This is a genomic window from Variovorax sp. IB41, from assembly GCF_016405905.1.
In the GTDB taxonomy this organism is placed as follows: Bacteria; Pseudomonadota; Gammaproteobacteria; order Burkholderiales; family Burkholderiaceae_C; genus Variovorax.
The window spans coordinates 1,158,363-1,172,282 of record NZ_JAEFCB010000001.1 but is presented as its reverse complement, the minus strand read 5'-3'; the positions used below and the strand labels follow the sequence as shown (position 1 = coordinate 1,172,282).

General features: G+C 69.2%; 11 protein-coding genes. 4 read left to right on the top strand and 7 right to left on the bottom strand.

What is annotated here, in order from left to right:
- Positions 1-36: 36 nt before the first annotated feature.
- Positions 37-1,932, bottom strand: coding sequence for a TRAP transporter large permease (locus JC881_RS05490; protein ID WP_198784639.1), 1,896 nt, complete (start codon positions 1,930-1,932; stop codon positions 37-39).
- Positions 1,933-1,939: 7 nt separating this feature from the next.
- Positions 1,940-2,959 carry a TRAP transporter substrate-binding protein gene (locus JC881_RS05485; RefSeq protein ID WP_198784638.1) on the bottom strand — a complete coding sequence of 340 codons (1,020 nt, stop codon included), beginning with the start codon at positions 2,957-2,959 and terminating at the stop codon, positions 1,940-1,942.
- Between the two features lie 125 nt (positions 2,960-3,084).
- Here JC881_RS05485 and JC881_RS05480 point away from each other — a divergent pair, with 125 nt between their 5' ends.
- A complete protein-coding gene (locus tag JC881_RS05480) occupies positions 3,085-4,155 on the top strand; it encodes a LacI family DNA-binding transcriptional regulator (protein ID WP_198784637.1) in 1,071 nt (356 codons plus the stop codon).
- A gap of 230 nt (positions 4,156-4,385) precedes the next feature.
- A complete protein-coding gene (locus tag JC881_RS05475; protein ID WP_198784636.1) occupies positions 4,386-5,855 on the top strand; it encodes an FAD-dependent monooxygenase in 1,470 nt (489 codons plus the stop codon).
- On the opposite strand, the gene JC881_RS05470 is transcribed toward JC881_RS05475, so the two are convergent.
- From JC881_RS05470 to JC881_RS05460, 3 genes are read right to left on the bottom strand one after another with little or no spacing between them, the layout of a single operon-like run.
- Positions 5,852-7,666 (bottom strand): ABC transporter ATP-binding protein, encoded by a 1,815-nt coding sequence (locus JC881_RS05470; RefSeq protein WP_198784635.1) that lies wholly within the window; start codon positions 7,664-7,666, stop codon positions 5,852-5,854. The genes JC881_RS05475 and JC881_RS05470 overlap by 4 nt on opposite strands.
- Positions 7,667-7,672: 6 nt before the next feature.
- The gene (gene alkB, locus JC881_RS05465) at positions 7,673-8,320 is read right to left on the bottom strand and encodes a DNA oxidative demethylase AlkB (RefSeq protein WP_198784634.1); all 648 of its coding nucleotides are present in this window, start codon (positions 8,318-8,320) and stop codon (positions 7,673-7,675) included.
- A gap of 38 nt (positions 8,321-8,358) precedes the next feature.
- Entirely contained in the window at positions 8,359-8,760 is a 402-nt protein-coding gene (locus JC881_RS05460; protein ID WP_198784633.1) for a hypothetical protein, read from the bottom strand.
- A gap of 269 nt (positions 8,761-9,029) precedes the next feature.
- On the opposite strand from JC881_RS05460, the gene JC881_RS05455 reads away from it, so the two are divergent.
- Positions 9,030-9,299, top strand: coding sequence for a hypothetical protein (locus JC881_RS05455; protein WP_198784632.1), 270 nt, complete (start codon positions 9,030-9,032; stop codon positions 9,297-9,299).
- 124 nt (positions 9,300-9,423) lie between these two features.
- The gene (locus tag JC881_RS05450; protein WP_233101536.1) at positions 9,424-11,103 is read left to right on the top strand and encodes a phospholipase D family protein; all 1,680 of its coding nucleotides are present in this window, start codon (positions 9,424-9,426) and stop codon (positions 11,101-11,103) included.
- On the opposite strand, the gene JC881_RS05445 is transcribed toward JC881_RS05450, so the two are convergent.
- A complete protein-coding gene (locus tag JC881_RS05445; protein WP_198784631.1) occupies positions 11,100-12,140 on the bottom strand; it encodes an AraC family transcriptional regulator in 1,041 nt (346 codons plus the stop codon). The two genes, JC881_RS05450 and JC881_RS05445, sit on opposite strands and share 4 nt — an antisense overlap.
- Positions 12,141-12,219: 79 nt before the next feature.
- Positions 12,220-13,845 carry a tannase/feruloyl esterase family alpha/beta hydrolase gene (locus tag JC881_RS05440; RefSeq protein WP_198784630.1) on the bottom strand — a complete coding sequence of 542 codons (1,626 nt, stop codon included), beginning with the start codon at positions 13,843-13,845 and terminating at the stop codon, positions 12,220-12,222.
- Positions 13,846-13,920 lie beyond the last annotated feature (75 nt).

Below are 13,920 nucleotides of genomic sequence, written 5' to 3'. Positions count from 1 at the left end.
GCAATTGGCTCCGGTGATGTGAGTGTGTTGTTGTGATCAGAACTTGAGGAAGCCGGTCGAGAACCACGGGAAGGCGGCCACGATGACGAGGCCCACCAGCATCGCGGCGATGTAGCCCCAGATGTGCTTGATGCCCTCGTCGGGGTTGACCTTGCTCACGGCGCACGCGCCGTAGTAGCCGACGCCGAAGGGCGGCGCGAAGAGGCCGATGCCCATCGAGAAGATCACCACCATCGCGTAGTGCACCTCGTGCACGCCCGCCGCCTTGGCGATGGGGAAGAGCAGCGGTCCGAACAGCACGATGGCCGGAATGCCCTCGAGCACGCTGCCCAGCACGATGAACGCGACGATCGATACAGCCAGGAAGCCATACGCGCCGCCCGGCAGCGCGCCCATGATGCGGGCCAGGTCCTGCGAGAAGCCCGACTGCGTGAGGCCCCAGGCCATGGCCGTGGCGCAGCCCACGATGAAGATGATCGCGCCCGAGAGCGAGGCCGTGTCGATCAGCATCGGCTTGAGCCGCTTCCAGTCGAACTGCCGGTACACGAAGAGGCCCACGAGCGCCGAATACACGATGCCGATGGTCGACACCTCGGTGGCCGTGGCCACGCCCTCGACCACGGCGGCGCGGATCACGAAGGGCAGCAGCACCGCGGGCAGCGCGACCATCAGCAGCTTGCCGATTTCGCGCTTGCTGTAGCGCTGCACGCCGCTCAGGTCTTCGCGGCGGTAGCGCCACCACACGACCACGCACAGCGCCACGCCGAGCACCACGGCCGGCAGCAGCCCGCCGGTGAAGAGCGCGGCGATCGAGATGCCGGTGACCGAGCCGATGGTGATGAGCACGATCGAGGGCGGAATGGTCTCGGTCTGCGCGCCCGTGGCCGAGAGCAGCGCCACCAGGTCGCCGGGCTTGGCGCCGCGCTTGACCATTTCGGGGAACAGCACCGGCGCGATGGCGGCCATGTCGGCGATCTTGGAGCCCGAGATGCCCGACACCAGGTACATCGCGCCGATCAGCACGTACGAGAGGCCGCCGCGCACATGGCCCAGGAGGCTCGCGAGGAACTGGATCATGGCGCGCGCCATGCCCGTCATCTCGATCAGCGCGCCCAGGAAGATGAAGAGCGGCACCGCCAGCAGGATGAGGTGCGACATGCCTTCGTCCAGCCGCCCCACCATCACAAGCAGCGGCGTGCGCGTGGTGAGCGCCAGGTACCCGAAGGTGGCGAGCGCGAACGAAAACGCGATGGGCACGCCCGAGAGCACCGTCGCCGCCACCACGATCACGAAGAAGATCACGAGGTTGAACTTGCCGAGCGTCGCGAACAGCGGCGCGGCGAGCCAGAAGGCGGCCACCAGCGCGGCCATGCCGAGCACCGCGACGGCGATCTGCTTGCCCGTGCACACGCGCACGAGGCGCAGCAGCGCCATCGCCAGCATGATGCCGATGCCCGCCGGAATGGCCGCGGCGCGCCACGCGTTGCTGATCTCCAGCGCGGGCGTGACGATGAACGACTCCTCGTGCGCATAGTCGATCGAGGGCCAGATGATGAGCACGAGGAACGCGATCGACGCGGCGATGGCGAACGCATCGAGCATGGCGCGCGTCGAAGGCGTCACCTTCTGCAGCAGCGCCGTCATGCGCATGTGCTCGCCGCGCCGCAGCGCCACCACCGCGCCCAGCATCGAGAGCCAGAGAAAGAGGATCGAGGCGAGTTCGTCCGACCACACCAGCGGCGCATGGAACACATAGCGCGACACCACGCCCGCGAACAGCACGCAGATCTCGGCCAGCACCAGCAGCGCGGCCACCGCCTCGACGGCGCCGCCGAGCACGCGGTCGGCGCGCGCGGCGATGCCGCTCAGCGCGTTGGCCGAAGGGCCGGCGCCGGTGAAAGGCGCGGCTTCGAAAGTGGATTCATGCACCATGGCCCGCTCAGGCCAGCTTGCCGACGGCGCCTTCGAGCAGCGCCCACGCCTCGGGGCCGAAGCGGCCCTTCCACTCGCCGTAGAAGCCCGATTCGCGCAGCTTCGCGCGGAAGCTGTCGGCCGTGGGGCGGTTGATGGCGAGGCCCTTGGCCTGCAGGTCGCCGACCACCGATTCGTTGAGCTTCTTGATGTCCTCGCGCTGCTGCATGCCCGCCTCGTTGATGGCGCGCGCGACGATGGTCTTCAGGTCATCGGGCAACGCGTCCCACGCGCGGCCGTTGGCGATGAACCAGTAGCCGTCCCAGATGTGGTTGGTGAGCGAGCAGAACTTCTGCACCTCGAAGAGCTTGGCGACCTGGATGATGGGCAGCGGGTTCTCCTGCGCATCGACGATCTTGGTCTGCAGCGCGGAATACACCTCGCTGAACTGCAGGCTCGCGGGCGCGGCGCCCAGGCCCTTGAACATCGAGATCGACAGCGGGCTCACCGGCACGCGAATCTTCAGGCCGTCCATGTCCTTCGCATTTGCGACCGCGGCCTTGCTGCTGGTGGTCTGGCGAAAGCCGTTGTCCCACATCTTCTCGAAGGCGTAGAGCCGCGACTTGGCGATGGCGCCGCGCACGTGCGCGCCGAGCTTGCCGTCCATCGCGCCCCACACCTGGTTGTAGTCGCTGAACGCGAAGCCCACCGCGTTGATGGCGGCCACCGGCACGAGCGTGGCGATCACGAGCGCCGAGGGCGTGAAGAACTCGATGCCGCCCGAGCGCACCTGCGCGAGCATGTCGGTGTCGCCGCCCAGCTGGTTGTTCGGGAAGATCTTGATCTCGACCCGGCCCTTGGTTTCCTTGGCGATGCGGTCCGCGGCCTCTTGCGCGCGGATGTTCAGCGGATGGCTCAGCGGCAGGTTGTTGCCGTACTTGTACGAGAACTCCGCGGCGCGCGCGATGCGCGGCACGGCCGACACGATGCCGGCGGCGGGGAGGGCGGAAAGGGTGCGCAGCGCACTGCGACGGGTCAGCGAGTTCATGTCTTTTGTCTCCAGGATCTTCGGAATGCGGTTGATGCAATCTGATGCACCATTGGATTCGGGCCACAGCGAAGATAAAAGGATGCATCATCCGGGTCAAACTTGCTCCTGATGGTTTTTGATGTATGCGGGATAACCCTTCACCTCCTTCCGATGCACCTCCTTCCAATGCACGGCGTGCGCGCGTGGTGGACATCGCCCGCGCGGCGCAGGTGTCCACCGCCACGGTCGATCGCGTGCTCAACCGGCGGCCCGGCGTGCGCGACGCCACGGTGCAGCGCGTGCTCAAGGCCGCGGGCGAGCTCGACTACCTGCCGGGGCCCGAGCTCTATGCGGCGCTGACGCCGCCGCCGCTGCGGCTGGTGTTCCTCTTGCCCGCGGGCACCAACCGCTTCATCCGCATGCTGGGCGACATGGTGGGTTATTCGCAGGAGCACTGGGCGCCCTTCAACGTGCAGTGCCGCACGGTGTTCATCGAGAGCTTCAATCCGCACGAGCTCGCGAACGCGTTGCGGCGGCACGGCCAGCGCTGCGATGGCATCGCGATGATGGCGCTGGAGCATCCGGCGGTGCGCGAGGCGGTGGCCGCACTGGCGGCGCGCGGGCTGCCGGTGGTCACGCTGATCTCGGACCTCTCGAACTCCGAGCGCGCGGCGTTCGTGGGGCTCGATAACCGCGCGGCCGGTCGCACGGCCGGTTATCTCATCGGCCGCTTCATCGGCGCGCGCACCGCGAAGGTCGCGCTCATCGCGGGCAGCCTCAGCTACAAGGCGCACGAGGAGCGCGAAGCGGGCTTCCTGCATGTCATCGACGAGATGTTCCCGCGGCTCGAAGTGGTGGGCCTGCGCGAAGGCCAGGACGATGCGGGCAAGAACTATCGCCAGACCCGCGCGCTGCTGGAGCAGTACCCCGACATGGGCGGCATCTACAACATCGGCGGCGCCTCGGATGGCGTGGCGCGCGCGCTGAAGGAAGCGGGGCGCGAGCAGAAGGTGGTCTTCATCGGCCACGGCCTCACGCCCGACACGCGCGCGCTTCTCATCGACGGCAGCATGGACGCGGTGATCACGCAAAGCCCGCACACCACGCTCATGAGCTGCGTGCGCATCTTCACCAACCTGCGCGACAAGCGCGAGGCGTTGAGCGGCGTGGAGACGACGCGCAGCCAGGTGATCTTTCGCGAGAACCTGCCTTAGAGCGGGTCTTCGAAGGGGCGTTGAATTTGGGGGGAGCCTGGTGGAAACGTCGCGGGCCGCGTGGGCCGTACCCGTCTCCTGGCACTTCCAGAATATAACTCACAAGGGGGCTTGCAGAAGCCCCGGGGGTGTACTTCAGAATCGCCGGCCCTCGCCGGAGTCGGCGGATTTTGGAGTCAATCAATGCATTTGTTTTTGTTTGTGGAATGGCTGCGGATCGGAGCGTGGCGATGAGCGCGCACGCAGTGGTGATCGCGGGCGGGGGCCCGACCGGGCTGATGCTCGCGGGCGAATTGGCGTTGGCGGGCATCGACGTGGCCATTGTCGAGCGGCGCGTCAATCAGGAAGTCGATGGCTCGCGCGCGGGCGGCTTGCATGCCCGCACGCTCGAGGTGCTCGACCAGCGCGGCATCGTGGAGCGCTTTCTCGCGCTGGGGCAGGTGCACCGCGCCGTGCATTTCCGCACGGCAATGGACATCGGCGACTTTCCTTCGCGCCACAACTGCAGCCTCGCGCTGTGGCAGCGCCACACTGAACGCCTGCTGGCCGAATGGGTCTGTGAGCTGGGCGTGACGATGCATCGCGGCTGCGAAGTGACGGGGTTCGCGCAGGACGGCGCGGGCGTCGATGTCGCGCTCTCCGATGGCCGCGCGCTGCGGGCCGCGTACCTCGTTGGCTGCGACGGCGGGCGCAGCCTGGTGCGCAAGACGGCCGGCATCGGCTTTCCCGGCTGGGAGCCGACCACGAGCTGGCTGATGGCCGAGGTGGCGATGACCGCGGAGCCCAAGTGGGGCTTTCACGAGAACGCGTTCGGCATCCATGCGATCGGCAAGGCCGAGAACACGGAGAAGGCTCTGGCGCGCGTCGTGCTGACCGACCGGCAACTGCAGCGCGACGCCAACCCCACGCTGCACGATGTGCGCGAAGCGCTGGTCGCCGTCTACGGTACGGACTTCGGCGCGCACAGCCCCACCTGGATCTCGCGTTTCACCGACATGACGCGGCAAGCGGACGCCTACCGCGACCGGCGCGTGCTGCTGGCCGGCGACGCGGCGCACGTGCATCCGCCGATCGGCGGGCAGGGCCTGAACCTCGGCGTGCAGGATGCGGTGAACCTGGGGTGGAAGCTCGCGCAGGTGGTGAACGGCACATCGCCGGACAGCCTGCTCGACACGTACCACGCCGAGCGCCATCCGGTGGCCGCGCGCGTGCTGCGCCACACGATGGCGCACGTCGCGCTGCGCCGCACCGACGACCGCACCAAGGCGCTGGACGCGACGCTCGCCGAACTGTTCGCGATGGACGAACCGCGCAAGCGGCTGGTCGCGGACATGTCGGGCCTGGGCATTCGCTACGACCTGGGCGAGGGGCACCCGCTGCTCGGGCGGCGCATGCCCGATCTCGATCTGGTCACCGCGGAAGGGCCGTTGCGTGTGTTCACGTTGCTGCATGCGGCGCGGCCGGTGCTGCTCAACCTCGGCGAGCCCAGCGGCTTCGACATCTCGCCGTGGGCCGATCGGGTCCGGCAGGTCGATGCGCGGTATGAGGGCGTGTGGGAGCTTCCTGCCATCGGGCAGGTCGCGGCGCCCGCGGCCGTGCTGATCCGGCCTGACGGCCATGTCGCGTGGGTGGGCGATTCGACGCAGCAGGGGCTGGCCGAGGCCCTGGCCACTTGGTTCGGACCGCCCGCCGTGGCTTAAGCCGGCGCCGTCATGCGCTGCAACAGCGGCTGCCGCGCAAGCACTTCGTCGCGCGGGCCGTGGTCGAGCACATGGCCGGCCTCCATCAGCAGCACGGTGTCGAAGCGCTCGAGCAGGCTCAGGCGATGGATCGACGCGATCACGCAGGCGTTGGGAAACGCCGCCGCGATGCGTTCGAGCACGCGCGCTTCGGTGTTGGCATCGAGCGCGCTGGTCGGCTCGTCCAGCAGCAGCAGCGAGCTGCCCTCGGCCGCGAGCACGCCGCGCGCGAGGCACAGGCGCTGGCGCTGCCCACCCGAGAGGTTGAAGCCGCGCTCCGACACGGCCGTGTCCAGGTCGCCGTGGTTGGCCTTGAGCACCTCGTCGAAGGTGCTGGTGTGCAGCGCGGCGAGCAGGCGCGCATCGTCCGCGGGCTGGCCGAAGGCGAGGTTCTCGCGCACGCTGGCTTCGAAGAGTTCGGTCTCTTGCGGAATCAGCGTGGCGAGCCGGCGCAATTGCGGCCAGTCGACCGGCTGGCCGTCGAGCATGAGCGTGCCGGCATTCGGCGCATAGAGGCCGGCGAGCACGCGCAGCAGCGTGCTCTTGCCGCCGCCGCTCGGGCCGACAAGGGCCACGCGCTGGCCGCGGCGCAGGGTGAGCGCGACGTCGTGCAGGCCGCTGCGTGGCGGCTCTGTCGCATCGGCGATGGGTTCGCCGCGCGGCGCGTACTTCCATTGCAGCGCATCGACGCCCAGTTGCGCCCACGTCGCGCCCGCATCGATGCGTTCGCGCTCGGGCACCTGCTCGGGCGCAGTGGCAAGCACATCGCCCGAAGGCGCCTGCCAGATCGGCTCGGCGCTTGAATAGTCGGTGTGCATGCGCGCGAAGAAGCTGAAGTTGGCGGCCACCGAGGTCACCACGCCGGCCGCCTGCTGCGCGTACTGGTAGATCATGAACACCGCGCCCAGCATCACCGCCTGTCCCGGCGTGCGCGCCTGCCATACGTAGATGACGACCAGCCCCCAGGTGAGCGCGAGCCCCATCAGATCGACCGCGAACCACTTGCCTTCGTTGAGCACCACGGTGCGCTTGAGCGGCAGCGAAATCGCCGCCATGCGACGGCGCAGCAGCAATCGGGACGCGCCCTGCAGCCGCAGGCCGATGACGGTCGATGCGTTGCCCAGGAAATCGAGCAGCGCCGACACATAGCGCCGGTCGGCATCGTTCTCGGCGCGCGCGAGCTTCATGAGGGCGCGGTCGATGCGCACGATCACCAGGCCGATCAGCACATAGCCCACGAGCGCCGTCACGCCGCTGGTGCGCGACAGCAGCGCGAGCGCCACCAGCGGCCCGACGAAGTTGACCGCGTTGGTGAGCCAGATGAACTGGTTCTGCGCGAAGTCCGCGAGCGCGCGGCTGGCCTGGTGCACGCGGTGCTGCAGCTCGCCCGAATGGTGGCCGTCGTGCCAGGCCAGCGGCGCTGCGGCGATGCGCGCGTAGAGCTCGTCGGCCAGGCGCTCGCGCACCTTCAGGCCGACGTTGCGCTCCAGGATGCGGCCCGGCCCGTGCAGCGCCCACGCGCCCACGTACACCGCGGCCAGCGTGCCGATCCAGCGGCCGGCACCGCTGAAGTCGCTGCGCTGCAGCGCATTGATGGCCTGGCCCGCGAGGTAGGGGAGCGCGAGGCGAATCAGTTGCGAAGACGCGAGCAGTGCGGTGGCGCCGAGCAACTGCCCGCGTGCGCCGGCCGCGAAGTGCCAGAGCGCGGCATAGAGCGCGCGGATCGCGTTGCCGGGGTCGTTGGTCTCGGTGGTTTCGGGGGTCTTCTGCATGCGGGGTCAGCCGGCCTTCCGGAACGTGAGGTTGATGCGAAGGCTGCCCAGCGCCGGATGCGGCTGGTCCTTCAGCGCCAGCACGCCGTGGTAGCGCAGCCGGTCCTCGCCGCCCCAGACCACGACATCGCCGTGCGCGAGCGGAATGCGCGCGGCCTTGTCGCCGCGTTCGTGCCCGCCGAACAGGAACACGGCCGGCATGCCAAGCGAGACCGAGACGATCGGCGCGCCGTAGTCATGCTCGTCCTTGTCCTGGTGCAGCGAAAGCCGCGCGCCGGGTGCGTAGCGGTTGATGAGGCACGCATCGGGCGCGAAGCCCTCGAAGCCGGCGGCCGAAGCGGCCTCGCGGGCCAGGCGCGCGAACGCCTCGGGCATGGCGGGCCATGGTTTGCCGGTGTCGGGATCGGTGGCGCTGTAGCGGTAGCCGCGGCGGTCGCTGGTCCAGCCGAGCGCGCCGCAGTTGGTGAGCGCGACCGACATCGTGAAGCCGCCGGGCGTGACGAGATGGCGGAAGGGCGCGTCTTGCGCGATGGCCCGCACGGCCGAGAGCAACTCGTCGGCAAGGGGCAGGGCGAAACCGGGGAGGACGAAGGCGCCGGAACCGATCGCTTCGCGGGCGCTGCGGGGAGGGTCGTCGAACAGGTCGAGCGTCATGCGGCAGGCCGGCCCGCGCGGGCCGGCGAAGAAAACGCCTAGCGGACCGTCGACATCACCGTCGCGCGGCAGCGCGGCTGGTCGCGGGGCGCGAGCAGGTTGCAGTTGTTGAGGGCGCGCTCCTGCATGTCGCTGAGCTTGGGGCGTTCCTGCTGGTATTGGGGCTGGCGCTGGTACTCGGGCACGTAGACCGGCGCGGGCTCCTGCCAGCGCTGGCGGCCGTCGTACTCGCGGCGCTGCTCGTATTCGCGCCGCTCGTACTCGCGGCGATCCTGGCGTTCGCGGTCGTGACGCAGTTGCCGCATGCAGGAGTTGAAGTCCATACCCGAGCGGCCGCTGGCGCAGTAGCGGCGGTCGTTTTCGTAGCTGTACTCGCCCTGGGCCATGGCGGGGACGGCGCTCATGAGGCCGAGGAATGCGAAGAGAGCGAGTTTTTTCATGATGCGTGGCCTGTTCTGTGATTGCCGGATGTCTGTGCAGTGTGAAAGGTCTGCCGTGCGCCGAATGTAGCCGGTCGTCCTGCGCGAACGTAGGGTCGAGGCTGCCGCGTTCGCACGGCTCCCTGCTCAACGTCCGCGGGCCGCGGCCAGCCGACGCAGCCGGGCGCCTGCCCCACCTCGCAAACCTTCACATCCCATGAACAGGTGAAGTAGTACTAAGGGATTCACTTATTGGAATCCGCGGCACAAAGGCCTATGGTCTGGAAACTATGGACACAGTGCGCCTCGATATCCACGTCCCGGAAGGCTGGGCATGCTGGATCGAGCTCGCGCGTACGCACCATGGCACCTACGCGGGGCTTGCGGAGTTGAGCCAGCACGGCGTTGCGCGGTGCGCGCTGGTGATCACGCAGCAACTGTCGTGGGAGTCGGCGGTCGAGCGCGCGACGCTGCGGGCGGACCACTTCGTGCGGCAATGGACGCCGCAGCGCAGCCCGGCGAGCGAGGTCTCGGGCACCACCATTCCCGCAGACGCCTGAGCGCCGCGCACCGAGCGGCGCCACAAGGGGCGCCCTCCGCCGCAGCGCGCGCGCATGGTAGAAACCGCGAGCCGCGGATGTCCTCCCATTCCGCTTCGTGCGCTTGCCCACTTCTCTCGCTTCCATGTCCCACATCCCCGACCGGGTTGAAAAACCGTGCGCCCAATGGCTGGTGCAGCTGGTGCAGCTGGTGCAGCTGACGCAGCTGACGCAGCTGGCGCGGCTGGCGTGGTTGCTCGCCGGCCTCGCCGCGCTCTGCCTGGCCGGTTGCGCGGGCCTGCCCACCGACGTGCAGCGCAAGCCGTCGATGGCCGTCGCCGACGGCGCGCAGACGATGCTCGGCCGCCTTGTGAAAGCGGCCGCGCCGCCCGGCGAACCCTTGAGCGGATTCCGCCTGCTGCCGATGCCGCAGTTCTCGCTGCATGCGCGCATCGAACTCGCGCGCCGCGCGCAGCGCTCCATCGACGTGCAGTACTACCTCGTGCAGAACGACGAGACCGGCCGCTACCTGCTGCGGGCGCTGCGTGATGCGGCCGACCGCGGCGTGCGCGTGCGCCTCTTGGTGGACGATCTCTACACGGCGGGCGCCGACCCGCTCTTCACCAGCTTCGCCTCGCATCCGAACGTCGAGGTGCGCCTGTTCAACCCGTTTCCCGCGGGGCGCGACCGCTTCGGCACGCGCTGGGCCGCGTCGCTGTTCGACTTCGACCGCGTGCACCGCCGCATGCACAACAAGCTCTACGTGGTGGACAACACGATGGCGGTCATGGGCGGGCGCAACATCGCCAACGAGTATTTCCTGCGCGACGGGGGCTCGAACTTCATCGACATCGACACGCTGGTCGCGGGCGCGGTGGTGCCCCGGCTGTCATCGCTGTTCGACATGTACTGGAACAGCCCCTACGTCTACCCGATCGAATCGCTGGTGGCCAAGGGCAGCGAATCGCCGAAGGAACTGCGCGAGCGTTTCGACCGCCTGACCAGCGGGCCGGAGACCCTGCATCCCGAGGAGCCCGACTCCACCGACCTGCTGGGCAACAACCCGCTGGCCAAGGACCTTGATGCGGGCACGCTGAAGCTGGTGTGGGCGCGCGCCGAGGCCTATGCCGATCCGCCGGCCAAGGCCCTCGCGCCCACGCCGGAAGGGCGCGGGCTGCCCGCCGACGAGGCGAGCGAAAGCGTGCTCTACAACGTGCGGCGGTACCTGGGCGGCGCGCAGAGCGAGATCATGCAGACCACGCCCTACCTGATTCCCGGGCGCGGCGGCATGGAGTCGATCCGCGTCATCCGCGGCAACGGCGTGAGCTACAGCATCGTGACCAACTCGCTGGCGGCCACCGACGAATCGCTGGTGCACATCGGCTACCGGCGCTACCGCGCCCAGATGCTGCGCCTGGGCGTGGAGCTCTACGAGCTCAGCCCCAAGCGGGTGGAGGAGACCAAGCGCTTCGGCATGTACGGCTCGGCGAGCGGCCGGCTGCACGGCAAGTCGGCGGTGATCGACCGCAAGACGGTGTTCATCGGCTCGATGAATTTCGATCCGCGCTCGGAGCTGCACAACACCGAGATCGGCATCTTCATCTTCAGCCCGCAGATCGCGCAGCAGCTCACCAGCCTGATCGGCTTCATCCGCCTGGACGGCGCCTACCAGCTGCAGCTGGGGCCCAAGGGCGGCATCGAATGGGTGAGCCCGGCGTCGGGCGATGCGGCCGACACGATCCTGCACACGGAGCCCGAAACGCATTTCTGGGCGCGCTGGAAGCTGGAGCTGCTGGCGCCGCTGGTGCCCGAGAGCCTGCTCTAGCCGTCCCGCCGCTCCGTCCGGTGATCCGCCCGGTGGTCTGCCCGCCGGTAGGCGCCCGGCGCGCTGCCGGTCCAGGCCTTGAAGGCGCGCTGGAAGGCCGCGCTGTCGGCAAACCCGAGTTCGTCGGCCAGGACGGCGAACGTCACGGTGCTCGTGTGCAGGCGCACGATGGCCATGTCCAGCCGCAATTCGTCCTTGAGCGTCTGGAACGACGACCCCTCGGCCGCCAGCTTTCTTTGCAGCGTGGAGGCGGCCATGTGCAGGGCCTGCGCGGTCGTGGCGAGGTCGGGCCAATGGGGAAGGGTGTGCTGCAGGTGGCCGCGCACGCGCGCGCTGACGATGTCGTCCTCGCGCCTCGGAAGGATCAGGTTCTCCTGCGCATCGGCGATGAAGGCGCGCAGCGCCGCCTCGTCCCTGTGCACGGGCTTGTCCAGCCGCGCGGCGCTGAACCAGAACGCCGACTGGCCGCAATCGAAGCGCAGCGGCGCGGGAAAGACCTTCGCGTAGCTCTCCGCATAGGGCGGCATCCCGAAAGCGAAGTCGAAGCGCTCGGCGGGCAGCCGGCCGCCGGCCATCCACGCCAGGAGGCGCCAGAAGGTGCGCAGCAGGAGCTCGTGCAGGAAGGGCGGCCGGGGCGCGCCGGGCGCGTTGAAGTGCATGGCGACCGCGACCAGGTCGCCCCGGCGCACCGTCTCCAGCACCAGGTCGTCCTGCAGCAGGCGGAAGGTCTCAAAGACCTGGCCCATGGCCGCCTCCAGCGTGGCCGCGCCGACGGCCGAGCGGGCGATGAGCGCGAAGCTGCCGCGCTTGAGAGGCCGGGACAGGAGGCCGAGGAAGTCGTCGTCCAGGTGCTCGGCCAGCGAGCGAAAGAGCGCCACGTACTGGTCCGCCGTGACCCGCGCGCCGGGCTGCGCGAGCAGCTCCGGCGCGATGTTGGCGTCGGCGAGGAAGGCGTCGCACAGTTGCCCGCGGGCCTTCACGCCGGCCAGCATGCCATGCACGAAGGCCATCGACACGGTGACGGGGGAGCGCAGCATCGAGGCGGTTTCTACCACCCCGGGGCCTGAAATCCGAAGCGTCAAGCCCGCCCCTCCGCGCCATGCCGTGCCATGCCGGCTAGGGCGACGTGCAACTGAAGTTCGCCGCCACCGTCGCGGCGACCGCATCGCCGGCCGACCCGGTGTAGCGCGGGTACTGCGGATAGGGGCACAGCGGCCGCGAGAGGCTGGTGCTGCCGTCCGCCGCCAGCTTCGCGGAGGCCAGGACCTGCGGCGCGACGCCTTTTTCGACCCACTGGTCCAGCGAAGTGAGCAGATCGCTCGTATCGGCGCCGGGGCCGCCCATGCAATGGGCCACGCCCGGCGAGATGTAGAAGCGCGTGAAGGCATCCGCCTCCGCCTGCCCGCCCGCGGCCGCGACGGCGTCCTTGTAGTACTGCGTCGTGGTGCGGGCGCTGAGCGCGGGGTCGGCGCCGCCGTGCCAGAGCATCAGCTTGCCGCCGCGCTGGCGGAACGCCTGCAGGTCGGGGTTCGTGGCATCGAGCGTGGCCGACATGTGGGCCAGCGCGGCCAGGTTGCTTTCGAACGGATAGGTCAGGGTGTCGATCGTGAGGTCGCGGGCGATGAAGCTCTTGATGCCCGAGTCCTGCAGGATGAACTGCGCCGTCATGCGCCCGAGAAGCCACGCGTCCCAGCCGGCGCCCGGGGTGCTCTCGTTGCCCGAAAGCGCCCAGCCGGGATTGCGGTAGGCCCCGCCGGCGAAGGTGGCCGGCGTCGTCCAGCTGTCGACCACCGCGAGCTGCGCATCGGACAGGCAGCTGTCGCCCGTGTCGGCGCCGCCGCTGCAGCGCAGCGCCTTCGCATCGAAACTGCAGGCCGACGGGTTGGACACGATGCCGTCCGCCACGCCGTCCTTCGCATCGCAGGCGGCCAGCACCGCGTTCGACAGCAGGGCCACCTTGGCGGGCGTGAACATGCCGCCGGGCGCGAGCACCGCCTTCACGTTCCGGTTGAACGCGCCCATCGCGCCGACGAAGTTGAGCGCCGGCGCCCGCGCCGCGACGCCGTCGAACAGTGCGGGATTGCGCTGCGCGGCGATGAGCCCTTCGCGCCCGCCGTTGGAGCAGCCCTCGAAGTACGAGCGCGTGGGCGCCTTGCCGTAGGCTGTCTTGACCATCGCCAGCGCCGACGCCATGACGGTGGGCACCGACAGGTAGCCGAACAGGGCCTCGGCCTGCGGATTGCCGATGGCCCACGATGCATCGGAGTCGGGCGCCTGGTGCCCCGAGTCGCTGCTGACGGTGACGTAGCCCTGCTTGAGCGCGCCGAGGCTGAGGACGTTCAGCGGAGGAATCGATCCGTCGAAGCCACCGCCGCCGGTGTACTGGAGCTTGCCGTTCCATTCATTGGGAATCCGCATCTCCAGATTCAAGGCAGGGTCGATTCGCGCCGTGACCTTGCAGTACAGCGGCACGTCGCCGTCGGCCGGAACCTCGACCGCGGCGAGAACCGTGGCACCGGCGGCTTTCGTTCCCGCAAGCAGCGTGCAGGCGCGCTGAGCGGTCACGGGTGGGTCGTTGGCCACGGGGGCGGGGTTCGGGACGGGGACCGGGGCAGGCGCGATGCCCGCGCCGAAGCCGAAGCCGGGGTGGCCGCCATCACCGCCGCCGCAAGATGCGACCAGTGCTGCGATGGCAACGACCGCGATGGAGCCCGCACCGGGCATCTTGCGCTTGAATTTCATCTTTTGTCTCCTGTTGACCGCGGCGCTCGGGGGCCGCGGCTGGAGACGGATCGTAGAAAGCGAGGGGTGCGCAAG